Here is a 24,765-nt window from a genome sequence, read left to right as displayed (position 1 = left end):
TGAGTAAATAGACCGCGTTAATGGCGGTATTCGTTGTTAGTGGCTATTTTATTCGATTGTATTTCGTTTAAATACGCTATAATCCAGTGTTTACTATTTCAGTTTTCGCGCAAATTAGGATGGATAAATGGATAGACTGACCGCGTTACAGGTGTTTGTTACTATCGTTGAACAAGGTAGCTTGAGCCGTGCGGCGGACAATTTAGACATGTCTAGAGCTAAGGTAACGCGCTATCTGACAGAGCTTGAGAGCTGGATGGATATACGCTTATTACATCGCACGACTAGAAGTCTGAGCCTGACTGCCCCTGGTGAGCAGACGCTTGAGGTAGCGTATCAGTTACTTGAATTGACTGATTCATTGGATCAAATACGTAATCAAAATACTTTGGAGTTAAAAGGTCAGTTGCGGATTACTGCTAGCCTTTCGCTGATTGATAGCCTTTTGATGGATGTGGTTGGTCGCTTTGTATCTCACTGGCCGCAGACAGCGATTGATATTCTTACCACTGATGACTCGGTTAATTTAGTTGATGCCCGTATTGACTTGGCGATTCGTATCACCAATGACTTGGAGCCAAATGTCGTTGCCAGACGTATCGGTGAGTGCCACTCTATCGTATGCGCTGCACCTGAGTATTTACAAAAACGTGGCAGACCTACAGATGTACAGTCGCTTGTACATCACAACTGTCTATCGTTTGCGTATTTTGGACGGTCTGCATGGGTGTTCGATGGGCCAAATGGTCCGGAGTCTGTTCCTATCTCTGGCAATATCAGCGCCAATATCTCTGAGGTTTTACTTGCTGCCACGCTACGTGGACACGGGATCAGCTTGCAGCCATCTGGCGCAGTCAAATATTTGATTGCATCCGGCCAACTTATTGAGTTATTGCCTGAATGGAAACCTAAAACTTTGGGTGTTTATGTGGTTTATGCCAATCGAAAGCAGGTGACACCATTACAAAGAAGGTTTATTGATTTTCTCGCTGAAGAAATAAAGCATTCGCCTTACTGGTAGCAAGCAATGGATGAATATGGACTGTTTATAAAACCCAATATTAGCAATATCACCTAAGAACGTTTAAATTAGCACTTAATTCCTCAAATATAATAGGTACGTAGACACTTCTGCAACCTGTACGCTTTCTCATGCTAAAACTCCTTATCCATACCTTATAACGAGTTCTGTTGTGAGCTTGATTATCATGAGAAGTGGAATAGCAAAGTACCGCTTTGCAGCGGCGCAAAACAAGAGCGATGCTCTTAATGGGACTAGGATTCAGATTCAAAAGGGTTCGGGTTATCTATTGCCAAGACAGATGTGGTTTAATTATTATCGTCAGGTTATGTGACTAAAGTCTCCCAAGTTTGATTGTACGGATTTGACGGCAGAGGTTATTTTCAAACTACAAACTAAATACGCAAATTTACCCTGCGTAAATAAAATATTTATTCGCTTATTTGTATCAGTACCAGTAAAATGCGAGACTGTTTTCTACACGAGTTTATGAGTAACCAATGATACGTTTAACTGAAATTAAATTGCCATTAAATCATGCACCTAAAGATTTAACGACTGCTATAACGACAAAACTTAAAATTTCTGCTGAGCAAATGGCGTCATTTGTGATGTTTAAACGTGGTTATGATGCTCGTAATAAAAGAAATATCCAATTAATTTATACGCTAGACATCACACTGACCGATTCGGATTTAACACATGATTTACTGGTTCAATTTGAGTCAGACAACCATGTTAAATCAACGCCAGACACTAGTTATAAATATGTAGGTGCAGCGCCAAAAGATTTAACTGAGCGTCCTGTTGTTATTGGTTTTGGACCTTGTGGTTTATTAGCAGCACTTACCCTTGCTCAAATGGGTTTTAAACCTATTATCATTGAACGTGGTAATGAAGTCAGACAACGGACCAAAGACACCTTTGGCTTTTGGCGTCAGCGTAAATTAAACACAGAATCTAACGTACAATTCGGTGAAGGTGGAGCCGGTACCTTTTCTGACGGAAAATTATATAGCCAAGTAAAAGATCCAAATCATTATGGCCGTAAAGTAATGACAGAATTTGTAAAAGCTGGCGCACCAGATGAAATTTTATTTGTTAGTAAACCGCACATAGGTACTTATAAGTTAGTCACTATGGTAGAAAAAATGCGTGCCGAGATCATAGAACTCGGTGGTGAAGTCCGTTTTGCTACTCGCGTAGATGACTTGCATATCACTGACTCAAAAGTAACTGGCGTGACACTCAATACTGGCGAAACCTTAAAAACTAACCATGTTGTTCTTGCTGTTGGTCATAGCGCCCGAGACACTTTTGAGATGATCCATGATAAAGGCGTATATGTTGAAGCAAAGCCTTTCTCGATTGGTTTTAGGATTGAACATAAACAGTCAACCATAGATAAAGCACGCTTTGGTGACAATGCTGGAAACGAAATACTTGGCGCTGCGGATTACAAATTGGTTCATCATTGTAAAAATGGTCGTTCTGTCTATAGCTTCTGTATGTGTCCAGGCGGAACCGTGGTTGCCGCAGCATCAGAAGAAGGCCGTGTTGTTACTAATGGTATGAGCCAATATTCAAGAAACGAGCGTAACGCCAACAGTGCTATTGTGGTAGGCATCGACCCAGAGCGAGATTACCCAAACCACCCACTTGCCGGTATCGACTTACAAAGACAACTAGAAACCTTAGCGTTTGAATTAGGCGGCAAAGACTACAGTGCACCAGCGCAAACCATTGGCGATTTCTTAAAAGGTAAACCAGACTCAGAATTAGGCGATGTAAAACCGTCTTACACACCAGGTATTACCTTAACCGACTTAAGCAAAGCACTGCCAGACTTTGCCGTGGATGCCATACGTGAAGCCATTCCAGCGTTTAATAAAAAAATCCAAGGATTTTCATCTGATGATGGGTTACTCACTGGCGTAGAAACCAGAACATCGTCACCCATCAGCATTAAACGCAATAAAGAATTCCAGAGCATTAATACCAAAGGCTTATTCCCTGCAGGCGAAGGTGCGGGCTACGCAGGTGGCATATTATCAGCAGGGATTGATGGCATTAAAGTGGCCGAAGCTGTGGCGAAATCGATGTTAAACATAGAGTGAGAGCGGCTCTAAACGATAAGCAAATCCTAATATTAAAATGCTCACTTAGATAAAAGCATGCGATCGATAAAGCCTTTCAAGCTATGAAATATAAAGCTTGAAAGGCTTTTTTTGTGTTTTGAGGATGGTGGACTATTTTTATTGACCTATGCTGTCAGTGTGATCTCTTTGATTGCTGTAAACCTTATTTTATAGTCTTGGTTATACACAAGCGCATTCTTTAATGAACTCAGAAGCTTTCTATGGGTGCTTTATCGAAGCATATGCTGCGTGATGATCTTGTGACACGCGTGGCTACAGTACTGACTGCCTCTATCAGAATGTACAATCAACCCTTGGCTTGACTCTTTATTCTTAATTGCCATGTTCAATGCACGGCAGACTAAATCAGCGGTCATGCGCTTGTCGATGGCAAGCCCACCAGCTCTTTGGTGTATAAGTTCTTAACCCCTGCTAAATACAACCAGCCCTCATTTGTCCAAGTATAGGTAATATCACTGACCCAAGATTCGTTAGGACGGATAGTGTTTCCCAATCTCATCACTGGATACTCTGACTAACAATTAATGCTGCTATTTATCCTACTGTGATGGCCTAATTGTTTAAAACCTAACACGCGATACGGATATATGATTTAAATAACTTTTAATTATCCTTGATACCAGCGTACTTTACGAGCTGTACGTAACGAATTACGTTGTAGCGTAATTATGATTCCCCAATCTGTCAACAATTCTCTTTCCTCATAAGCCAATTCAAGCTGTCAATTATTTACTTTATCTCTTCAAAAGTAGTATTAAGCGCATGACAATATCATCATGCTTACACGCTTTTATTGGCGTGTTCTATTCTACTAATTGAATAGCATTTGTATTGTTGCTAACTGGTAGGTATTTCAGTTTTATCTTCTGCGTATAAAAAACTTATTGAATATATTACATAGCTTATGGACAAACTTAATATAGTAGTCCAAAAGATATTAGATTTACTTATAAATACTATTAATTTATAACGTTTGACGGAGACTTTTCAACAACATATATTAGAGAAACATGAGTAATAACCATAATATACGGCTATTGGCAATCAGATGTAAAAAGATACACCTTAGTAAGTACATTAGAATTTTTAATATTATTTTTTAAGTATTTTAGAAACAAAGGAATGTTCAGAATGAAAGTTTATAGTCATGAAAATCAAAAGCTTCATCATCCAAAGACTTATTTTTCGCGTGGACAAATGCGCGAGCCTCAAGAAAAACCTGAGCGATTGATTGAGCTATTAAAGGCACCAAAAGCTTTAGACTTAGTAGTAACAACTGCTAAAGATATTGGCATCGCGCCAATTTTGGCTATTCATGATTTAGATTATGTTGATTTCTTAAAGCATGCTTATGATGAATGGATGGCAATAGATGAAGAGATGGGCGAGGAAGTTCAGACGACGATTTATGTTCAGAATAATAACCCAGGTCTTGGTATCTTAGCAAAAGCGGCCAAATATCAAGCCGATGGTAGCGCACCAATTGGCAAATACTCATGGACCTCTATTTATTGGTCGGCTCAAACGGCACTCAACGCTGCTGAAAATTTATTAAACGATGAAGACAATCAAAACAATATTCAAATCTGTCTAACCAGACCTGCAGGCCATCATGCTCGTAAGAATGCGGCAGGCGGCTTTTGCTATTTAAATAATGCCGCAATCATTGCACAGCATCTCCGTCAAAAATTTCAAAAAATCGCCATTATCGATACGGATATGCATCATGGTCAGGGTATCCAAGAGATATTCTACGACCGCAAAGATGTGCTATACACCTCTGTTCACGGTAGCCCTATCAATTTTTATCCGGTAGTCGCCGGTCATGAGCACGAGAGAGGTGCAGGAGAAGGTTATGGCTATAACCTCAATTTTCCAATGCCTCATGATACTGATGAAAGGGGATTCTTTCATTATGTAGATCGCTCAATAGAAACCTTAAAATTATTTGATCCAGATGTCATTGTTCATGTCTTAGGGTTTGATGTCTATAAAGACGATCCACAAGCCAAATGTCACGTTAGTACGGAAGGCTTTAAAACTTTGGCACAGAAACTTAAGGCGTTAAATAAACCGATCATTGTGCTGGTTGAAGGAGGGTATTGCATAGAAAAGCTCAATGAAAATCTGCAATCTTTCTTATCTGGGTTCATTTCAGAAAACAATAATGATTAATGAAAAATAAATGTTTAGTCGCTAACCGTTTAAAGGATTTATTAGGGTTATTACTCGATTAACTCACAACAACAGGGATGTTTAATATGAGTGTTTCAATTATTAAGGCGATCAGTTATGCCGGTGTGTATGTTGGGGCTGTCATTGGTGCTGGATACGCAAGTGGGCAAGAGGTGCTGCAATTCTTTGCAGGTTACGGTTTTATCGGTATGCTGGGTGCTGTGATTACGATGATCATGCTGGCATGGTACGGTACGGTGTTTATGGAGTTGGGTCATCAGCTTAAAACCAATAGCCACCGTGTGGTTCTTAACTACTTATGTGGCAAAAAAATAGGTTTCTTCGCCGATTATATTCTTTTGTTTTTTATGTTCGGCGTCATTAGTATTATGTTCTCAGGTGGCGGGGCAGCTATCGAACAATACTGGGGTTTACCGTCCGTTGCTGGCAAGATACTGATTGCTATAATGACCTTGTCAACCGTCATATTTGGTTTTACATCTTCTGTTAGAGCGTTAGGGATTATTTCCCCGTTAATGATTTTGGCCGTGGTTGTCATCTCTGTCATTACCTTCACTAATTACTCTGACCAATTAGCAACTGTTGATGCCACTATTCAAACGCTTCAGCCCGACACAGCCACGTCTTTTTGGTGGACGTCAGCAATCGTTTATGTCTCATACAATGTCATTCCAGGCGTATCTACTTTTGCCTCAATTGGTAATAAAGAGCCAAATCTAAAAACAGTCAGAATGGCCGGTGTAATCGGTGGTATGACATTGGGTATTTGCTTACTATTCATTATTATGGCGCTCTTATCAAATCTTGAAAACGTCATGAGTTATGAGCTTCCATTTTTAGAGATAGCACGTGGTATTAGCCCAATGACAGGATTATTATTTAGTGTAGTGCTCGTCGTTGCCGTGTTTACGACAGCGGTATCCAACCTTTATGGTTTCGTTATTCGCTTCTTTGATTCTGATACAGAAACATCAAAGTTTCGTATTTTGACTATAGTCGTCGTGGTGCTGTCTCTACTGGCTTCACTCTTTCCGTTCAGTACATTGGTCGGCACCTTATATCCCGCTTTAGGTATTCTCGGTATGTATGTACTGCTCTGTGCGCTATATAAGACTTTCAAAGGTCAAATATTTATGGCTGAACGACCAAAGCTATAACAAAAGGCAAAGCAGAAACAAAAGGATATAGTATGCGATATGAAGTGATTGTTATTGGTGCTGGCATGGTAGGGACATCTATTGCTTGGCATCTGCAAAGTCATAACTCTCAGGTTTTATTATTAGATAAAAAGCCACCGGGATCAGAAACATCATATGGTAATGCGGGATTGATTCAGAGAGAAGCTATTCATGTGCATCCTTTTCCAAGGCATCTTGCAGAATTAATAAGAGTATTACCGAATCAAAATACTGATATACGCTACCGTTGGCCTGCTGTCTTCCGTTACCATCAGGCATTATTAAAGTACTGGCAGTTCTCTGCACCTTCTTCTGTTCAGCAAATAGAAAAAGAGTGGCAGACTCTGATTGAGCATTGTACGAGCGAACATCAAGAGATGATTACGGCCGCAGGTGCTGAAGATTTGATCAGGCGTGATGGTTGGATTGAAATGCATCGAGACGAAAACAAACTTAAAGCAGCAATTTTAGGTGCTGAAAATGTACTACAACAAGGCATTGAGCACAAAGTTCTATCTATTACGCAATTAAAAGAATTAGAGCCCAATGGTAATTTCGATGATTTTATCGGGGCTATTCATTGGTCTAACTCTTGGCAGGTATCAAACCCTGGAGCTTTGGTAAAGGCCTATGCCAAGAGCTTTCAAGAAAAAGATGGGGCAATAGGTGAGTGTACGGTCAAAGAAATACGACCTGAAGGCGATGGCTGGCAAGTGATAACTGATCTTGATACTTTTTATAGTGATGATCTGGTTATTGCAGCAGGCCCTTGGTCTAACCAGTTGATAAAACCTTTGGGATATGACTTACCTTTATTTCCTATGCGTGGCTATCATCAGCATTTTGAGACGACGCCACAGAACACGGTCAATCATAGTCTGGTAGATATGGATAAAGGCTTTGTCATGGGGCCGATGCAGCAAGGTATTCGCGTCACAACTGGCGCTGAAATGACTACCATCGATGCACCAAAGAACTTTGATCAGTTGAACGCTGTATTGGCTTTCGCTAAAAATATTTTACCATTAAATCAAAAAGTGGAAACAGAGGCGTGGGCAGGCTCACGACCGTGTATGCCTGATATGAAGCCGGTCATCGGAGCCGCTGGTAAACATAGTAATTTATGGTTTGCCTTTGGACATGGTCATCAAGGCTTTACCTTGGGACCTATCACTGGACGTATTATAGAAGAATTATTACACAACAAACCTACAGTAGTGGATATTGAACCTTTTGATGCTCAACGATTTTCTAACGCTTAATAATATTATTTTAACGAGATAATCTTAAATTTCGTTATTTCTAACATACAAGGATTAATCAACATGCGAAAACTTCATAGTAACCAACGTATGAGCCAAATTGTCATTCACAATCAGACCATTTATTTGTCAGGTCAAGTTGGAGGTATTGATGAAGATGTGGCTACTCAAACGTTGACATGTCTAAATAAAGTCCAAGCGCTATTAGAAGAAGTAGGTAGTAATAAATCCAAAATTCTATCAGCCACCGTTTGGCTAAAAAATATGGAGGATTTTGCAGCGATGAATGATGTGTGGGATGAGTGGTTTGCAGATACTCAACCACCTGCTCGAGCCTGTGGTGAATCAGTATTGGCGCATCCTGACCTATTAGTAGAAGTGACGGTCATTGCTGCTGAATAAGTTGTTTTGACACTTATAAGAAATAAAGACTTTTATTAAAATGAAAAATTAAGGGACTAACAATGAGCAACATTATCCATGGTGGTCGAGCAATCGTAGACAGTTTGCAATTACACGGTGTCAGTCGCGCCTATGTCGTTCCAGGTGAAAGTTATCTGTCGGTATTAGATGGGTTGTATAATGCTGATATTGACACAGTGGTGTGTCGTCATGAAGCAGCCTGCACTTACATGGCAGATGCTCATGGCAAATTTACGGGTCAGCCTGGTATTGCTATGGTTACCCGTGGACCAGGCGCGGCACAGGCTTATACTGGTATTCATACCGCATGGCAAGATGGTGTGCCGCTCATATTATTCGTTGGACTTATTCCTGTTGCAGACAGAAACCGAGAATCGTTTCAAGAGTTTGATCCCAATCAATGGTTCTCTAGTCAGTGTAAACGTGTACTGATATTGGATGAAGTTTCAAGAGCATCAGAGATTGTAGCCAAAGCTTTTCACGCTGCTTTAGAAGGACGACCAGGTCCTGTCGTTGTGGGACTACCTGAAGACATCATCCAACAGGAATTCCACGGACAATTGCATCCAGGGATTCCTGTTGCTGAAGGTGCTATATCTAATGACAAGCTTGATATAATATTAAATGCGTTATCTACTGCTGAAAAGCCACTGATTTTTGCAGGGGGACAAAATTGGACGACCGAAGCTTCTAAACAGTTAACCCAGTTTGCAGAGGACAATCACATTCCTGTCATCCATGATTGGCGCGCCTCAGACAGAGTGGCTTTTGATTCTCCTGCCCACGCAGGTTACCTAGGTTATGGGCGCTCGGACGACTGTGCCGCATTAATCGAAACAGCTGATGTCGTGCTTACGATAGGTACTGTATTAGGGGACGTTGCTAGTGATGGGTATAAATTGCGCCAGTCCTTTGATAAACCTAATTATATTGTTAATTTAGATACAAGCTTGCGCGGTCATAGTGGTGCGGTTACTGAGCATATCGTCGCTAGCCCTATTAGCTTTATCAAAGCGATTAGCCAAGTATCGCTGGCAAGCTCAGATTCACGTGATACTTGGTTTAATTATTGTCATGAACAGCAGAGAAAAGATTGTGCTTTTCCAGAAACGCCCGTAGCAACGAATAATATTGAGCAAACAAATACTGATCAGACATACGCCAGTATGACCCAAGTTATCAAAGTGTTGACTGAGCAGTTACCTACCGATGCTGTCTACAGTTTTGGTGCTGGCAATCACTGTTTATGGGCGCAGCGTTATTTGCCCACAAATACCTTCCCAAGTCAGCTGAGTACTAGAAATGGTGCGATGGGTTACAGCCTGCCAGCGGGTATTGCAGCTGCATTAGAGTCGCCTGAGCGTTTATCGATAGTGGTCACGGGTGATGGCGAATTTATGATGAATGAAGCAGAATTGTCAACGTCCATTCGTTATGATGCCCCTGTCTTAATTGTTTTGATGGACAATCAGCAATTTGGTACTATCCGTCAACACCAAGAAGCTCATTATCCTGATCGGGTGTCTGGTACGCAGCTACAAAACCCTGACTTTGCTGCACTGGCCAATGCTTTTGGTGCCCATGGTATACGAGTCGCTAATAACAAGGACATCGCAACCAGTGTGACCAATGCGCTGAGAATCGTTACAAAAGAGCGCAAGACAGTATTGCTGCATGTGATTACAGACCCTGATGAGCTAACACCTTAGGTATTAATTAGCTTGTCATGACAAGAAGGTGTTATGACAAGCCATACAATAAATAAGCATTTATACTGCCCCGTTATCCTTAGCTATATTGTATTATGAGCTGAGAACAATGATGAAAGGGGAGCTAAAAATTCAGAGGCTGAATATGTATCAAAAAGACTAAGTCCTCCTTATTTTTGGTAGTCCTTTCATGTTGAGTTGTTATCAATATATTTATAATACAAGTGCTGAAACTACTATGCTGCAACAGAAATTAGCCGATAGCTTGAATTGGACATTGCTTCATGTGTTAATAGCTATATATGAGGAGGGAAGCATTAGCGCAGCTGCTAACCGCCTAAACATTACCCAGTCAGCAGTCAGTCAAAACCTTAAAAAGCTTGAAGAGCAGCTCGAAAGTCAGCTACTTATTCGCAATACCAAACCGTTAGAGCTCACTCCAATTGGTCATTATTGCCTTCAAGTTGCACAAACGATTTTTACAGAAATAACCTCTATTGAAGCTATGAAAGGTAGCAATTCGCATCTACTAGAAGGCGAGATTAAATTACTAGTCGCCAGTCGACTCCACAATCCAAAATACAATGATTTTTTAGTTTATTTCAAAAAAAAATATCCAAATATTACTTTAGATTTGACAGTGAAATCAAGTATGGATATTTTAAATAACCTCAAACAAAAGACACCTGCTGTTGGTATCTGCTTAGCTCGACACATCCCGGAAACTCTTAATCAGCAGTTATTGTTTACTCAGCGGTATTACCTATATTGCGGCTACCATCATCCGCTATTTTCAGTACCTGATTTGAGTTTTGATAGCTTATTAAAAGAGGATTTTATAGCTTTTAGTAGTGAAGATATTGGTGATGTGCTTTCACCAATTACGGTGTTTAAAGAAAGCCATAATATTACTGGCCGTATCAGTGCTTATACCAACAATTTAGATGAAGCGGTTCGCCTGATTTATACCGGCTATGGCATCGGTGCGCTACCTGATCAGTTCATTGCCGCAACGCACTTAGAGTCTAAGCTTAGACGTTTGCCGCCAAGCGAAGGTATTGCTGATATCCCTATTCGTCTCTTTTGGCATAAACACCGTGCTTTATCACCTATTGAAGCTAGATTTATCGAAGAAATTATAGAGTTTGATATTTCTTTTTAATCGAAACTCTGTAAAGACAATATTACCTAATTTGAGATAAGCTGTAACTATTAGACCTCCTGAAAAAGTCACATCTTAAGCTTGAAATTTACTAATCCTGAGAATTGAACCGTTCCGAATTTTTCGGAGGCAGATTTACTTGAGTCAGGCTGCAAACCCCGATTTCCACAAAGACACCTGATAAACCTTATTATTAGCAATTTGTGGTCTAAGCCTTATATAAATAGGCTTAGATAGATTATCAATATAGTGTGTTCATATCTTGGTTAGTGGTTAGTGGTTAGTGGTTAGTGGTTAGTGGTTAGTGGTTAGTGGTTAGTGGTTAGTGGTTAGTGGTTAGTGGTTAGCATATCTATAAGTACTATCTATAGACCCGTAGTATTATAGGTAGTCACACCGAATAATTTTTAAATATATGCATATAAGTTAATTCTGCAAAAGCCAATTATTTCAAAACTACCCTGCCAGCCATACCATTCATTCGATAGTTTTTAATATCCCATGTGATAACGACACTAAAGAGCTGGTTGGCTATGCCATCAATAAGCATGTGACAGCAGATTTAGTCTGTTGTGCACTCAATATGGAAATTAAGAATAGACGACCCAGCCAAGAGCTGATTTTGTATTTTGACAGAGATAGTCAGTACTATAGCTATCAACGATATCATTAAGTATATTGAGCTTGATTATAATGAGGAGTGACTAGCAAAGTACGTACTACCTTTACCGTCACGTAAGCCATTATCGTTCATGCAGTTGCTCTAATCATTGAGCTGTTGGAAGTGTCAAGCACATAGATAAATTCACTAATGACATGAATAAACATGCTTTATTAAATTCCATTAAGTGAGTAAAACACTAAAATCTCAAGCTATTTGCTATGAAGTCCGCATTATGAATGTGCTGAAATAAAATCTGCAATATATCTATTAACGATTTCCGGTTGTTCAAGTGCTACCGAATGACCGGCCTTTGGAATCACGAACATTTGGCCATCGGCTACTGTATTAGTAATATTTTCTGACAGAGGCACTTCATACGCATGATCCTGTTCGCCTGCCAATACTAGCGTAGGTACTTTGCACCCTTTAAGCTCATCTAATATGCCAGTGCGATGAATAACGCCATCAGCACTGCGCGCGATATCAGGTCCTAGTTTTAGCATATGATCACGCCAGTACTCACGCTCACTTGCTCGAGTGGCGTCTGCCAAATAGTCATCGCCAAACATGATATACATAAGCGTATCGATAAATGGTTCAGTACCTTGTGCACCTAAGCCTTCAACCAAAGGCGAAAAATCGGCCAGTTTGTATTCAAGCTCTCCGCTAGATCCAAGTATAATACAACCCTTTAGCAAATCTGGGCGGCGAGCGGCTAAACGTAGCGCAACAAACCCGCCCATAGAGTTCCCAGCAAAAAAGCAAGACCCTAGGTCGAGCTCCTCAATTAATGCTATGGCATCGTTGGTATGAGTATCCATATCAACGCTTTTCAATTCTGAACGGGCGCTTTGCCCTTGATCCCGATCATCATAGCTCACTATTCGAATGGTTTTAGATAGATGCTCTATCTGATGCACGAACATTTTATGATCAAAAAACAGCGAGTGACTTAGTACTAACACCGGAGCGTCTTTAGGACCTTCATCATTATAAAATAGGGTAGTTCCATTCACGTTAATATCTGGCATGATCTTTTTCCTTGTGTAAACACTATTGATCTTTATGACTCTTATAATAAACAGAGCGTGATATTCACCTTCATCCCTTAATACTTTTATCAGAATTTCTGAGTCGTTAAAAGCGATGAATTGTGAGCGTATCGGTTGCTAGGCAGTTTACTAATACGATAATTTTTAGCTCTCAGATATGCGTGGAGATACTTAACATTATAGCGCTGTTTGATTTCAATATAAGTTGATTTACCACTTATTCACTTTGATTACAGTGTGTTTTCTACTCACTAATGTTACGATTCAACGAGTCATAATAGCTAGATGGCATGATGCATAATACGTGATACATGTTATAGCCTAAGGTTAATGTATTTCTTGCTATTGTGGTGCATAGTCATTAGAGCTACTCGCTATTTGGCAACCAATTATTAAAAAAATGAGGCAAGGATGCTGATTTTAAAAACAAAGATCGAACGACCACAACTGCAACAAGTCAGGCTGCTTGAGCGCCCCAAACTACTGCATCAGTTATTTGGAGATAATACTCATCGGTTGGTTTTGATACAAGCCGCTGCAGGGTATGGCAAAACTACTGTTATGGTACAGCAGAGTGAACAGCTAGAGATACGTCATCTCACGGTTGGTTGGCTAACTCTAGATAACGATGACAACGACCCTATACGTCTGTACCAATACCTGTGGACAATATTGACTCAGAAATCTGATGCACAATTATTAGTAGAAGACAGAGTAACAAAAAGTCATATTCATCATTTACTGTCTCAGCTTAATACGACAACTTCCCATACATTATTTATTGATGAGCTAGAGGTATTAACCAATCCTGATAGCTTGAATATTATCTGGTGGCTATACCTATTTTTACCCAGTAATTACCATTTAGTTATTGCCTCACGTGCGCTTCCAAACTGGGCACTTGCAAAAGGTGAACTACAAGGATTGGTCCACATTATTAGAGCACATGAGTTGCGTTTGTCAGCACTTGATGCGCATATACTACAGCAGTACCTACACAGTAATTTGATACAAAATACCACGCTTACACCTTACATGGCAGCCAATCAGTCATTATCAGAGATGACAGTAGATGCTGCTAGCCCCTTAACTTTGATTGATAACGAGTTGGTATCAATGCTTATTGATAAAACGGAGGGTTGGCTAACAGGTATACAGCTCATTAATTTATGTTGTACGAATGAAAAAGATTTATACCAACTCGTACATCAAATGAGTGGCGCACAGCGGCAAATAGCTGATTTCTTAGCAGAGCAGGTATTTTTACAATGTGATGCACATGTCCAAAATCTTTTGTTAAATATTAGCGTATTGAGAAAAATAAATGCCAGCTTGTGTCACGCATTAACTGGTGCAACTGATGCGCAGGTCTTGCTGAAAAATTTAAGTCAACAAGGACTTTTTATTCAAGCGATAGATGATCAGTATCAGTGGTTTCGCATACACCAATTGATGAGACAGTTTCTGCAAACAAGGCTACAAAATCAAGCATCAGAAAAGTATCTTGCCACTCATTCTAAAGCAGCAGAATGGTATCAAACGAATAGTATGTTTTTGGAGGTGATCTACCATGCACAGTTAATCGGTGATAACACACTGATTTTGTCAGCTTTAACAGCAGTCAGTCATGATTTGATACTAGAGGGGCGGCTTTATAGTTTGTTAGAGCTGACTGAGTCTTTAACTGATAGTCAGCTGTGTCAACATCCAGCCTTACTATATGATTTAATTTGGGGTTTGATTCTATCTCGTCAACATTATAAAGCAGCCCGCTATATAAAAGTGCTTGAGCAAGAAGAGCTTTATTTGTTAGATAATGACAATCAAACTTTTATTAGCCATAAAGATAAGCAGTTAGGACTGTCAGCAATGACTGCTTTTATTGCTGATGACTTACCCAAATCTTATCAGTTGGCGCAAATAGGTCTTCAACAACTGTCGCTAGAGGCGTATTTTTTTAGAGCACCGTTATTGGCCATCTGTGCTTTATATCAACTTAATGATGGCAACATCAGACATGCTCATTCACTAATTTTTCAATCAAGAACCCTTTATATTAAGGATGATAATCCGTACGGCTTAACTTATATAGATAGTATTGATGCAACTTGTGACAGGCTATTAGGCGATATACCATCAGCCACCAAGAAATTTCAGCGCATTGGTATCAGTCCAGATTATGCTCAATTAGGGACCAATGATAGTAATCGCGATATGATGCTGAGTGTGGCAAGCAGTTTAAAAGCAAGCTTTTATTATGAGTGCAATCGTATTGAAGATGCTAGACAAGCACTTAGAGATTTCGACCAAGGTGAAAACATGGTTATCACAGATATGATTACGTTGGGTTTTTTGACAGAATTGAAGCTGGCATGTTTAGCAGGGATGGAGATTAGTTATCAAGATCTCTCAAAAGCCAATAGCAAAGCGGATGAATGGTCGCTCCCTCGGCTAACCAGTGATATACAACGATGGGTTGACGAGCAAGATTTGAAGAAAATAATGCCAGTAATGGTGACAGGAAAATACGAAGATAAGAACGATCGGCTTGATTATCAAATAAAAAAGCGATCAAAAAGAGAGGAGGGTGAGCTTAGTGGTTTGACGTTGACTGAATTATTGACTGGACTGGATCTGTTACCATATCGTAAGGCGATATTTTCGGGTAATAGTCAGCAAGTAGCGCAAGTAGTGGTGGAGCTGAATCAACTTCTAAAAGCTGATCTACCCTTTGTGATACGTAATGCTCGCATAAGGTTATTGTTGGCAATGGCCTATCACGTGTTGGATCAACCTATACTGTCTTATAAGAGCTTATTAGATGCGCTGGAACAATTTAAATCAACACAAACACATCGAATCATACTCGATGAGCATCCGCTAATTTTAGTGCTGTTGAATAAGCTTTATCAGTATCAGGGAAATGAGGTTGCCGTATCGTCTAATATCCAAAAATATATAGTATCTATATTAGAAGTAGGGAGTCGTGATTTTTATGAAGAAGGCAGTTTTTCATTGAAAGATAAGCAATCTCAAATAGAAAGTGCTATGCAACTATCTAGTGATAATCAGAGTGATCCTAATAGTATGATAGTTTTATCAGAGCGCGAAATTGAAATATTATTATTGGTTGAAAGTGGTTTGAGTGATGGACAGATAGCCGATAAGATTTTTTTGTCTATTCACACCGTAAAATGGCATTTACGTAACATTTATCATAAATTACAAGTACGCTCCCGAACACAAGCCGTTGCGCAAGCACATCAACAGTATATTTTAAAATAGGCCAAGTCGTAACAGGCCATGACCTATTTTTAGAGCATTCACATATTAAACAATAGAATAGCCACCATCGACGTTGACGATGGTACCAGTAATCCAACTGGCTGCATCAGAAGCTAAAAATAAAACCACGTTAGCCACTTCTATTGGGTTACCAAACCTTGCCAGAGGCGTTCTTGCCATAATACCATCGGTAAAACCATCTAATACTTTTAACTGTTGAATCATAGGAGTGTCAATCCAGCCGGGTGCTACAGCATTCACGCGAATGTCATCTTTTGCAAGGTAGATAGCATGAGATTTAGTCAATTGATCGATTGCGCCCTTGGATGATGCGTAAGCAGGCGTGAGTTGTGACCCAAATATAGAATACATGGATGAAACGTTAATAATAGAACCACCAGATGATTTTGCCAATAGTGGCGCCGCGCATTCACTGATATGAAAAACTGCCGTTAAATTAATATCAACAACCTTTTTAAACATAGGTAATTCGTGTTCTGTTGTTGAGCCAATACCCGCGCCATTAAAAAGCACATCAAGCTGATTTAGATTTTTGAAAAAATCGGCGACTTTATCCTCATTAGTGACATCTAACTCTACTGACTCAATATCCAATTGCTGTGGATACTGTGCCTCCTTACTATTTAATCCCAATGCCCAAACTTTAGCGCCTTTTTGTGCAAAAGCAATGGCAACGGCTTGTCCAATTCCTGAGGTTGCTCCGGTCACAACGACAACTTTATGAGCAAATAAATCTTTTGAAAATGTATCTGATGCTTTCGTATCCATACGAAATACTCCTTTTATTAAACACCTATAGCTTAAGTAGCTAGTTAAGCTAATAACCTTACTCTGCTGATATATGACCATGAAGCGGGTTAAACAGTTATAAAATATCTCTGTCAGGGTCTACTATCAGACATACCCTAGTCATATTGATTAAAATTAGCATAAATATTGATAATAAAAGGATGGTTGTACTCAGTATTGTGTTTATAAAAAACCATTCTTTTGAGTGGTTGGCAGCAAGTTTTAGGCGAATATACTAATAGAGTATCTGCAAGAGATCAGGTGCAGTCAGGGCTTAACTTGCTCACAACTAGCAGCATCTGAAGGAAACTGATGCTGACTCCGACTATTAATCGTATATCGCAAAAGGAATTGCATTATGTCTATCGGCACCCCTCAAGACTATCTATTGACGCTAAATATGAAAAAGGAAGGCGAGATAAAAAATGCCTTGCCAGGCGTTCATATCACGCCCTTTTATTTGAACTCTGAAACAGGGGTATGGGTTATTTACGCCCGTTTTGAACCCAATACTCAACTGCCAGAGCATTTTCATACGGGGATAGTACATTTTTATACCACAGCAGGATCTTGGATGTATTTGGAGTATCCAGATGATGTGCAAACAGCTGGGAGCTATTTATTTGAACCAGCAGGGTCAACACATACACTCAGAAGTGATGAAGGTGCAGAGGGGTTCATCATGGTTGAAGGTGCTAATGTAAACTTCAATGAGGATGGCTCGCTTATGTTTATTATGGATGCTGGTTGGATTGAACAGATGCTACATACTGTTGCTAAAGAAACTGGACAAAAAATGCCGCGTTATATTAAGCCAAATGCTAATAATGATTTTAGTGATAAAGCTACGAATAATCCTACAGTCTAAATACCCATTTGATATCTACTAATAGTGAGAAACATCAAAATTTATACTGTGATTTTAGCTTCGTGAATGACAATCTTCTCAATAAGACATTCTCTTGAGTCAGAGCGAAGCCATAGTAGGTCTTCATAAACTAATCCTTCTGAGTGATATGCAACTTAGAAGGGTTAATTCAACTCTACAAAGAGCAGCTCGCGAAACACGCCTTTATCAAAGATAACAGGCGCTTTCTTAGTATTACTCGAATATGTCATATATTAGACGTGAAGCTATCAAGCTACTACGAGTGGGCAAGTTGTGGTATGAGCTTCAAGTAAATTTCTATACAAGACTTTAATAAAAGTTATGGAAGAAAATAATATAGAACAACAGTCTATAGAAAATATAATATCTAATTAATTAGTAATGTACCAAAAAGCCTACATAGACTTAGAGGCGTTTACTTATTTTAAAGGAAAAGTCAGCATTACTTTGCTGATCGAAGAAATAGAAAGCATTTTAAAATACTTAAAAAGGAAGTTACAAATAAAAGGAATTTATCAATGAGTGAGAATACTCTTGAAAGTCTTGGCTACAAGCAGGAACTTTCACGAACACTAGAGCTAAGAGATCTTGTGATCTACGGTCTTATCTTTATTGTTCCTATTGCACCCTTCGGCATCTTCGGGCACGTAATGAGTGCCAGTGGTGGTACGATTGTGACCGCTTATATAATAGGGCTGGTAGGTATGCTATTTACTGCTGTGAGTTACTCACAGATGGCTAAAGAGTTTCCTGTAGCAGGTTCTGTGTATTCGTATGTTTCTAAAGGAACCAACAGTTTTGTCGGTTTTGTCGCTGGTTGGATTATGTTGTTGGACTATGTTCTTATACCTGCATTGCTTTACGTTGTAGGCGCACTTGCTATTCACGACATTTTCCCTTCGATTTCACCAGTATTCTTGATCATCGCTTTCGTTATCTTTAATACTTACGTCAATATTCGTGGCATCAGCTTCACTGCATTGTTCAATCGTTGGATGTTAATCGCTGAACTTATCGTTCTTGCAATATTTCTAGTAGTAGGGGTTGTTGCCATTAGCAATAATGTCAACGGAGCTATGTTTTCGATAGCTCCTGTTTACGATGTAGACAACTTTTCAATGGGATTAATTATTTCTGCAGTACCTATTGCTGTACTAAGTTTCCTTGGTTTTGATGGTATTTCTACCCTAGCTGAAGAAGCTAAGGGAGGTGGTAAGGCAGTAAGTAAAGCGATTTTCCTAGTGCTGTTTATTATTGGTGGCTTATTTATTGCTCAAACGTGGATTGCGGCCTTGATACAACCTGATCCAGAACAGTTCAACAACCTTGATACTGCATTTTATGAAACGGCTCGTATCGCTGGTGGCGAATGGTTGGGAGTGCTGACAGCAGCAACGACAGCGATTGCTTGGGGTATCGCGGACTCACTAGTCGCGCAGATCGCAACAGCGCGTATTCTTTACAGTATGGGACGTGATCGCCTGTTGCCATCGGCACTTTCTCGTGTGCATTCCCGCTACAAGACACCATATGTCAGTACGCTGTTGGTAAGCGTGATATCTATTGTGGTTGCGATTGCTTTTATGTCTCATCTTGCTCTGCTGACATCTATTGTCACTATTGGTGCTTTAACAGCCTTCTTGATCCTAAATATTAGTACCATCTATTACTTTGTGCTTAAGAAAAAGTCTTATAACTTCTTTCTACATATTTTGAGCCCGTTGCTTGGCATGGCTGTTGTGGGATACATATGGAGTGGCTTTGAAAGCTATACTATTATTATTGGTGCCATCTGGGCTGCAATAGGCGTTGGCATTTATTATTTGGCAAAAATGCGTGGCCGCCAAGTCAATATGGAGATTTAATATGAAATTCAAGACGATTCATGATGTTCATCATTGTTTTGATCATGATCTTAAGCCTGTTGAAACTATAAGTTCCGGTGATACCCGACGATTCGATATTCTCGATGCTAGCGGAGGGTTGATTACTCGTGACAGTAAGGCTGAGATTCTTACTCGATTGCCTATGGATGCTTTAAATCCTGTCTGTGGCCCACTGTTTATTGAAGATTCTGAACCAGGTGACGTTATCGAAATTGAGATTTTAGATTTCGAACCTGGTGGCTGGGGATGGACAGGAATAATACCTAGTTTTGGTTTGCTGTCTGAAGAGTTTACAAAGCCATGGTTAAAAATTTCAGAGTATGATAATGAGTCAGTATATTTTCATGATGATGTCGTTATTCCTTTCCGACCATTTGCAGGGACTATCGGATTAGCACCTGCTGAGCCTGGTGCGCACTCCATTGTTCCTCCGCGCATATGTGGCGGAAATCTAGATATTCGCGATCTAGTAAAGGGGTCTAAGCTCTACTTACCAGTTCAGGTGCCAGGCGGCCTTCTTAGCATTGGCGATACACATGCATGTCAGGGAGATGGAGAGGTATGTGGCACTGCGGTTGAAACGCGGATGGCAGCTACAGCGACAATCAGACTGCATAAGGGCGATAGTATTCCTGCCCCCATGTTTGATATGCCCGCTGTTGCCAGCGATAACCATAATGAGGGGTATATTGTTACCACAGGAGTGGGCCCAGACCTTATGGAAGGTGCGAAAAATGCCGTTCGCTTCATGATTGATCGGCTGAATAAAAAAGCTGGTATGGACGAAGAGTTAGCTTATGCCCTGTGCAGCGTAGCCGGACAGCTAAAAATCAGTGAAATCGTTGATCAGCCGAACTGGGTAGTATCATTTTACATTCCTAAATCAATTTTTAAGTCACATAGTCTCAAAGCTATGTAGATTTCAGTGAATTATTCAATCATGGCCGGATTTACTATTTGGCTATGATTGAATACGCCATCTAGCGTATATCATCTGTTAAAAAGCAATTGACTTCTCACTACCGGCTCAAAGAGTGATACGCAGCTTAATTATCATTAAATAAGTGTCTTATATTTGTCATGACTATCCTTCTACCTAAAGTTATTTACCATAACCTCTCACAAGCGAGAGCGACCGTATTTCCATAACTCTGCTTAAGCTTATCAAATCTAGTTGCAACTACGCTGTAGTTTTTCAAACCCCCATATTAAGATCCTTACCTAGATAAAAACATGAATATAATTCACTATTTAATATAATACAACGAAAAATATTAAACTAAAACCAACTCAAAAGATTCTTATATTAAATAAGGACAATCTATTTATTCATAGTGATGCTAGAAAGTAACCAACATAGACCTACCTTTAGATGATTTTTGAGGCCCGAACATTACTAATATTTTCAAAAGATTGTTACTGCTTGACCCTTGACAACAGTTGATGATATATTTTGTAGCGTGGCGGATTCCAACCAAATTTAGGGTGTTTCGATAAATAATCTTAGGAATAAAAATAAATGATAAAAAGATTTGATCGGGCGGATGTTGAAAAGCTTTCACTAGAGTTTGCTAAAGAAATGATCGATTTTAGCGATGGTGGTAGTAATGCAATGATTGAAGGTCATTTAATCAAGCGTGCTACAAACATGGCTATTGCTTGGCTTGAAGGAGAGGATTTACGTTCGAAAATGTTTGAGCAGCAATGTGCTAACTGGATCGATTTGGCTGAGGTAGATATTTCAAGCCTTAATTTAGAGTCATATAAAAAATATTGGTTTATAGCGCGCGAGCACGGTTCTACTAATCCTCTTGAGTTGATTCATGGTAAATTTATAAAGCCAGTTGAAAGTAAGCTTGTAGATGCCGGAAAATACAACAAATACTATGCCTCGTTTGCTGATATTCAAGATGACAGAGGCACTAATTACATAGCTCAGTATATTATCCCTGCAGAAGATGGGGCGATATTTAATCAAGACTTTGAGCCATTAGCACCCAAAGGTGTAGTGGTTAAAAATAAAAGCTTTTCGTCTACTATACATATACAGCCGAAACACTAATTGAGTTCGAAAAACGGTATTATGATAATTTAACCCTGTTAGGCATCGCTGCCTGACTCAAGTAAATCAGCCTCCGATATACTCGGAGCGGTTCAGTATTTTCAGATACCTGCTAGAATACCTTTAAAATGCTGTATGAAAATACATCGTAAGTTATATAAAGTCAGGATGTAATATATTAAATAATCAAAAGACCCCACAGCGTATAGGCTATGGGGTCTTTTGATTGCTTCTGATAATATTCGTTGGTGCGCCCACCACGCAACGACTAAATTAGCATAATCCTTTATTATTAAGGGATAAGGTAGTTAAGTATTTATTTTTAACAACAAATTTAACAACTTCTTAAGGTCTATTGATTTGCCATCCGATTGAGATTGGCTTTTATATCATGAATGACCTGATTTGATAATTCTTTCTCAATGTTATGATCTTTAATAACAGTCAAAAAGTCCTCAGCAACTGATGCTACCTGATCAATAATAGCTTGTGCCTTGTTTTGCTTAATATCAGCTTGCTTCGCCAATTTTAGTAAGTGAGATCGGGTAGGGTATTGAGCTTCACCAGTTACATCCATTTGGTGATAACCATTCATACCTGAGTTATAAGCGAGATCATAGACGGGCGATAACGACCACCTGCCAGCCTTGTCCATCATAAAAGAGAAGTTTTTGCTATGATCGTCTTTATTATTAAAGATGACATTAAATACAGCATGTCTAAAACCCTCTTCTACAGCAACTTGCGATTGAGTCAACATACGCACGCAGCGCAAATACTGCAAATAATCTATTGAAGGAATGCGAAAGTCAATATCTAACAAACCCGCCAGTGTATGAGTATGAACGCGTTGATTGCCCATGCGGTCAAAACGCTCAACCCCAAAAGCAGCATGTTGTTCACCGATATCAAAATAATGATGCGCAGGCATGTTTAGGCCTGCTTGCTTAGCCATATCAGCATAAAGTGACTCTAATAGACAAACGCTTTTATGCTCAGATTGGGCAGGGAACTTAATCAGCCACGGCGTTGCGGATGGCTGTTCGCTTGTTAAGTCCGTAGCAATAAACTCGGTTGCTTCATCATATAGGACAAGTGCTTTTGGCCTTGCGCCTTGTGGTGAGCCACCAATGACGATGAGCTCAGCCAGTATGTCACTATCTTGTCCAGATAAAATCGATTGATTGGCAGCGGCTAGTTTAGATAAAGTAAAATCAGTGATATCTATATCAGCGCCTGACAGGTCTTGTTGTGGCTCAAAGCTAAGCGCACCCATTGCAGAATCACCAATATAAGCCAAACGATCCAAAACATTCACTTGTTGTGCAGAGCTGTCCATAAATTTGCGAAAAAACCTATCCATTAGTAGCATTCCCCAACCATCGGGTAAGCTGTCTGATAATAATCCGCATAAGTAATGGCTCGACGCATGAGTACCATAATACGGTGCTGCTCGTAATGGCATCTCAATGGGTGACAGCTCCAGTCCATCAGCCAGCCACGCTGCATCATAGCCAAAGGTAGGGCGTCGCCCATCCATTGTTAATTTACCGATAAGACGTTTGTCCCCGAATCCCTGGTAGTAAATATTGACAATTGATATCGGTTGATACACTGAATTGGTTACCTTATGTCAGCTTTTATTTGAGGCACGCAAGCGCGAATTTTTCTTAGCGATAACCTCTTCTATGTTGGTAGGTACTATATCAAACAATTCAGCAAAGTGATGGACCATACCAAGCCCCATAGCGAGCCTGATCACGTTATCTAATGTACCGCCTTGACCTGATTCAATGCGAGCTACAGTGCTGACGCCAATACCTGCCTTCTCTGCTAAGGCGGCTTGTGTTAAGTTTAATGCCAATCGCTGCGTTTTTAAGCGTTCACCTAAAATCTCGGCAATCTCACTTGGCGTATAAAAATCAAACCTTACATTCATAATTTAATCAATCATATAAGAGTGTTAAACCATTATTTTAGCACTTAGTCATTCAAATATGAATGCTTGTTTTTCTGAAATAAATAATTAGCAAAAAATATTTGTAATTAAACCCCGATATTAAAAAAGTCAGCTAAATAATTTTAAAGATAATAAATGTTTGGTAGGCTATAACATCAGCGGCTAGCGATGACTTTGCACTCAAGATTTTATCTCTTTATGCTGTTGAAAATATTCTATTGTTGATAATGTTGTACGCCAAAAATCTAAGACTGCGGCATCTGATAAAAGTATGACTATCAAAAAAATACTTGATTTCTTCAAGAGCGGCCATAGTGTTAGGGCAATATGTTTTCTTCAGCCTAGCCTAGCCTAGCCTAGCCTAGCCTAGCCTAGCCTAGCCTAGCCTAGCCTAGCCTAGCCTAGTATTGTAGCTAAGCGTATCACATCATCAAGCAGCATCACTTTAACAGCTCAGTTAGTGGCAAAGGCAACTGCTTTGATAACGCACACATAGAAAGCTTTTCGGGTGAGGAGTACTGCTCCTCAAGTAAGAATGAGCTTATGTATCATCAAGACTTTGAAATAAGAACTGGAGCCATCAACGATATTATTAAGTATGTTGAGCTTGATTATAATGAGGAGCGATTAGCAAAGCACTGCTTTGAAACGAGAATTAAAAAAGGTTTAAGCTATAGATCGCCAAGGCAGATGTGGTTTGGTTATTATCGTTAGGTTGCATGACTAAAGTGTCTCAAGTTTAATTATATGGATTTGAGGGCAGGGTTCACTACGGTTTCTTCAGCATAGCTCAAGCAGTGTGACAGAGCCCATCCCGAATTCTGTTTAACTACCAAAAAAATGCACTGTGAAGTACACTACAATTATTTATATAACTCTAACCATTACTACCAATAGTCTACAGACCAAGATCCAAGTCCTCACTAGGGTGCCGAACCAGTGAAAGCACTTTATTGGTTCGCAATAGGTATATTCAATAAAATTCAGACGAACAATATAGGCTCTAAAAACAGAATGCGTTCCTACGTCATTTAGTGTTTTTAACTT

The 24,765-nt window shown here is 39.7% G+C and carries 17 protein-coding genes and 4 pseudogenes; 15 read left to right on the top strand and 6 right to left on the bottom strand.

Annotated elements, in window-relative coordinates:
- Positions 1-127: 127 nt before the first annotated feature.
- Both ACTQ9T_RS11225 and ACTQ9T_RS11220 read left to right on the top strand, forming a co-directional pair.
- The gene (locus ACTQ9T_RS11225; RefSeq protein WP_440465103.1) at positions 128-1,021 is read left to right on the top strand and encodes a LysR family transcriptional regulator; all 894 of its coding nucleotides are present in this window, start codon (positions 128-130) and stop codon (positions 1,019-1,021) included.
- Between the two features lie 500 nt (positions 1,022-1,521).
- Complete coding sequence (locus ACTQ9T_RS11220) at positions 1,522-3,138, top strand: NAD(P)/FAD-dependent oxidoreductase (RefSeq protein ID WP_440465102.1); 1,617 nt, start codon at positions 1,522-1,524, stop codon at positions 3,136-3,138.
- 161 nt (positions 3,139-3,299) lie between these two features.
- On the opposite strand, the pseudogene ACTQ9T_RS11215 reads toward ACTQ9T_RS11220, so the two are convergent.
- A pseudogene (locus tag ACTQ9T_RS11215) lies at positions 3,300-3,658 on the bottom strand (DDE-type integrase/transposase/recombinase); the annotation flags it as partial.
- Between the two features lie 653 nt (positions 3,659-4,311).
- Between ACTQ9T_RS11215 and ACTQ9T_RS11210 the strand changes: the two are divergent.
- From ACTQ9T_RS11210 to ACTQ9T_RS11180, 7 genes and pseudogenes are all read left to right on the top strand, one after another.
- Complete coding sequence (locus ACTQ9T_RS11210; RefSeq protein ID WP_440465101.1) at positions 4,312-5,355, top strand: histone deacetylase family protein; 1,044 nt, start codon at positions 4,312-4,314, stop codon at positions 5,353-5,355.
- Positions 5,356-5,441: 86 nt separating this feature from the next.
- Complete coding sequence (locus tag ACTQ9T_RS11205; protein ID WP_194618409.1) at positions 5,442-6,533, top strand: YkvI family membrane protein; 1,092 nt, start codon at positions 5,442-5,444, stop codon at positions 6,531-6,533.
- A gap of 32 nt (positions 6,534-6,565) precedes the next feature.
- Complete coding sequence (locus ACTQ9T_RS11200) at positions 6,566-7,816, top strand: NAD(P)/FAD-dependent oxidoreductase (RefSeq protein ID WP_440465100.1); 1,251 nt, start codon at positions 6,566-6,568, stop codon at positions 7,814-7,816.
- 63 nt (positions 7,817-7,879) lie between these two features.
- Positions 7,880-8,218, top strand: a complete 339-nt coding sequence (locus ACTQ9T_RS11195; protein WP_210539266.1) for a RidA family protein — start codon at positions 7,880-7,882, stop codon at positions 8,216-8,218.
- Positions 8,219-8,280: 62 nt separating this feature from the next.
- Positions 8,281-9,948 (top strand): thiamine pyrophosphate-dependent enzyme, encoded by a 1,668-nt coding sequence (locus ACTQ9T_RS11190; RefSeq protein WP_440465099.1) that lies wholly within the window; start codon positions 8,281-8,283, stop codon positions 9,946-9,948.
- A 238-nt stretch (positions 9,949-10,186) separates the two neighbouring features.
- Positions 10,187-11,110 carry a LysR family transcriptional regulator gene (locus ACTQ9T_RS11185; protein WP_440465098.1) on the top strand — a complete coding sequence of 308 codons (924 nt, stop codon included), beginning with the start codon at positions 10,187-10,189 and terminating at the stop codon, positions 11,108-11,110.
- Between the two features lie 514 nt (positions 11,111-11,624).
- Positions 11,625-11,780: pseudogene (locus ACTQ9T_RS11180) on the top strand (IS3-like element ISPar1 family transposase); the annotation flags it as partial.
- A 224-nt stretch (positions 11,781-12,004) separates the two neighbouring features.
- Here the strand turns inward: ACTQ9T_RS11180 and ACTQ9T_RS11175 are convergent.
- Positions 12,005-12,805: an alpha/beta fold hydrolase gene (locus ACTQ9T_RS11175; protein ID WP_440465097.1), complete on the bottom strand. Its 801-nt coding sequence runs from the start codon at positions 12,803-12,805 to the stop codon at positions 12,005-12,007.
- Between the two features lie 432 nt (positions 12,806-13,237).
- Between ACTQ9T_RS11175 and ACTQ9T_RS11170 the strand changes: the two genes are divergently transcribed.
- A complete protein-coding gene (locus ACTQ9T_RS11170) occupies positions 13,238-16,111 on the top strand; it encodes a LuxR C-terminal-related transcriptional regulator (RefSeq protein ID WP_440465096.1) in 2,874 nt (957 codons plus the stop codon).
- Positions 16,112-16,156: 45 nt separating this feature from the next.
- On the opposite strand, the gene ACTQ9T_RS11165 is transcribed toward ACTQ9T_RS11170, so the two are convergent.
- Entirely contained in the window at positions 16,157-16,900 is a 744-nt protein-coding gene (locus ACTQ9T_RS11165; RefSeq protein ID WP_440465095.1) for an SDR family NAD(P)-dependent oxidoreductase, read from the bottom strand.
- Between the two features lie 379 nt (positions 16,901-17,279).
- Between ACTQ9T_RS11165 and ACTQ9T_RS11160 the strand changes: the two genes are divergently transcribed.
- The 3 genes from ACTQ9T_RS11160 to ACTQ9T_RS11150 all read left to right on the top strand — a co-directional run bounded on the left by ACTQ9T_RS11160 (position 17,280) and on the right by ACTQ9T_RS11150 (position 20,615).
- Positions 17,280-17,789 carry a 2,4'-dihydroxyacetophenone dioxygenase family protein gene (locus tag ACTQ9T_RS11160; RefSeq protein WP_194618425.1) on the top strand — a complete coding sequence of 170 codons (510 nt, stop codon included), beginning with the start codon at positions 17,280-17,282 and terminating at the stop codon, positions 17,787-17,789.
- A gap of 539 nt (positions 17,790-18,328) precedes the next feature.
- Entirely contained in the window at positions 18,329-19,675 is a 1,347-nt protein-coding gene (locus tag ACTQ9T_RS11155) for an APC family permease (RefSeq protein ID WP_194618427.1), read from the top strand.
- A gap of 1 nt (position 19,676) precedes the next feature.
- Entirely contained in the window at positions 19,677-20,615 is a 939-nt protein-coding gene (locus ACTQ9T_RS11150) for an acetamidase/formamidase family protein (RefSeq protein ID WP_440465094.1), read from the top strand.
- A gap of 187 nt (positions 20,616-20,802) precedes the next feature.
- Here the strand turns inward: ACTQ9T_RS11150 and ACTQ9T_RS11145 are convergent.
- A pseudogene (locus tag ACTQ9T_RS11145) lies at positions 20,803-20,904 on the bottom strand (IS5/IS1182 family transposase); the annotation flags it as partial.
- A gap of 311 nt (positions 20,905-21,215) precedes the next feature.
- Here ACTQ9T_RS11145 and ACTQ9T_RS11140 point away from each other — a divergent pair.
- Positions 21,216-21,758 (top strand): hypothetical protein, encoded by a 543-nt coding sequence (locus ACTQ9T_RS11140; protein ID WP_210539275.1) that lies wholly within the window; start codon positions 21,216-21,218, stop codon positions 21,756-21,758.
- 352 nt (positions 21,759-22,110) lie between these two features.
- Here ACTQ9T_RS11140 and ACTQ9T_RS11135 read toward each other — a convergent pair whose 3' ends face one another.
- Positions 22,111-23,373: a type II toxin-antitoxin system HipA family toxin gene (locus ACTQ9T_RS11135; protein WP_440465093.1), complete on the bottom strand. Its 1,263-nt coding sequence runs from the start codon at positions 23,371-23,373 to the stop codon at positions 22,111-22,113.
- 18 nt (positions 23,374-23,391) lie between these two features.
- Positions 23,392-23,697: a helix-turn-helix domain-containing protein gene (locus ACTQ9T_RS11130; protein WP_201599331.1), complete on the bottom strand. Its 306-nt coding sequence runs from the start codon at positions 23,695-23,697 to the stop codon at positions 23,392-23,394.
- Positions 23,698-24,135: 438 nt separating this feature from the next.
- On the opposite strand from ACTQ9T_RS11130, the pseudogene ACTQ9T_RS11125 reads away from it, so the two are divergent.
- A pseudogene (locus ACTQ9T_RS11125) lies at positions 24,136-24,432 on the top strand (hypothetical protein); the annotation flags it as partial.
- Between the last annotated feature and the right edge of the window lie 333 nt (positions 24,433-24,765).

This window comes from Psychrobacter sp. ASPA161_6 (assembly GCF_051970285.1).
Taxonomy (GTDB): Bacteria; Pseudomonadota; Gammaproteobacteria; order Pseudomonadales; family Moraxellaceae; genus Psychrobacter; species Psychrobacter glaciei.
Note: the sequence above shows the minus strand (reverse complement) of the source record. Positions and strands in the feature narration are given on the sequence as shown.

Coding starts and splice junctions, on each gene's coding strand:
- ACTQ9T_RS11170 (WP_440465096.1), top strand. CDS start 13,238: ATGCTGATTTTAAAAACAAAGATCGAACGACCACAACTGCAACAAGTC.
- ACTQ9T_RS11175 (WP_440465097.1), bottom strand. CDS start 12,805: ATGCCAGATATTAACGTGAATGGAACTACCCTATTTTATAATGATGAA.
- ACTQ9T_RS11200 (WP_440465100.1), top strand. CDS start 6,566: ATGCGATATGAAGTGATTGTTATTGGTGCTGGCATGGTAGGGACATCT.
- ACTQ9T_RS11195 (WP_210539266.1), top strand. CDS start 7,880: ATGCGAAAACTTCATAGTAACCAACGTATGAGCCAAATTGTCATTCAC.
- ACTQ9T_RS11140 (WP_210539275.1), top strand. CDS start 21,216: ATGATAAAAAGATTTGATCGGGCGGATGTTGAAAAGCTTTCACTAGAG.
- ACTQ9T_RS11220 (WP_440465102.1), top strand. CDS start 1,522: ATGATACGTTTAACTGAAATTAAATTGCCATTAAATCATGCACCTAAA.
- ACTQ9T_RS11185 (WP_440465098.1), top strand. CDS start 10,187: ATGCTGCAACAGAAATTAGCCGATAGCTTGAATTGGACATTGCTTCAT.
- ACTQ9T_RS11150 (WP_440465094.1), top strand. CDS start 19,677: ATGAAATTCAAGACGATTCATGATGTTCATCATTGTTTTGATCATGAT.
- ACTQ9T_RS11190 (WP_440465099.1), top strand. CDS start 8,281: ATGAGCAACATTATCCATGGTGGTCGAGCAATCGTAGACAGTTTGCAA.
- ACTQ9T_RS11130 (WP_201599331.1), bottom strand. CDS start 23,697: ATGAATGTAAGGTTTGATTTTTATACGCCAAGTGAGATTGCCGAGATT.
- ACTQ9T_RS11165 (WP_440465095.1), bottom strand. CDS start 16,900: ATGGATACGAAAGCATCAGATACATTTTCAAAAGATTTATTTGCTCAT.
- ACTQ9T_RS11160 (WP_194618425.1), top strand. CDS start 17,280: ATGTCTATCGGCACCCCTCAAGACTATCTATTGACGCTAAATATGAAA.
- ACTQ9T_RS11205 (WP_194618409.1), top strand. CDS start 5,442: ATGAGTGTTTCAATTATTAAGGCGATCAGTTATGCCGGTGTGTATGTT.
- ACTQ9T_RS11210 (WP_440465101.1), top strand. CDS start 4,312: ATGAAAGTTTATAGTCATGAAAATCAAAAGCTTCATCATCCAAAGACT.
- ACTQ9T_RS11155 (WP_194618427.1), top strand. CDS start 18,329: ATGAGTGAGAATACTCTTGAAAGTCTTGGCTACAAGCAGGAACTTTCA.
- ACTQ9T_RS11225 (WP_440465103.1), top strand. CDS start 128: ATGGATAGACTGACCGCGTTACAGGTGTTTGTTACTATCGTTGAACAA.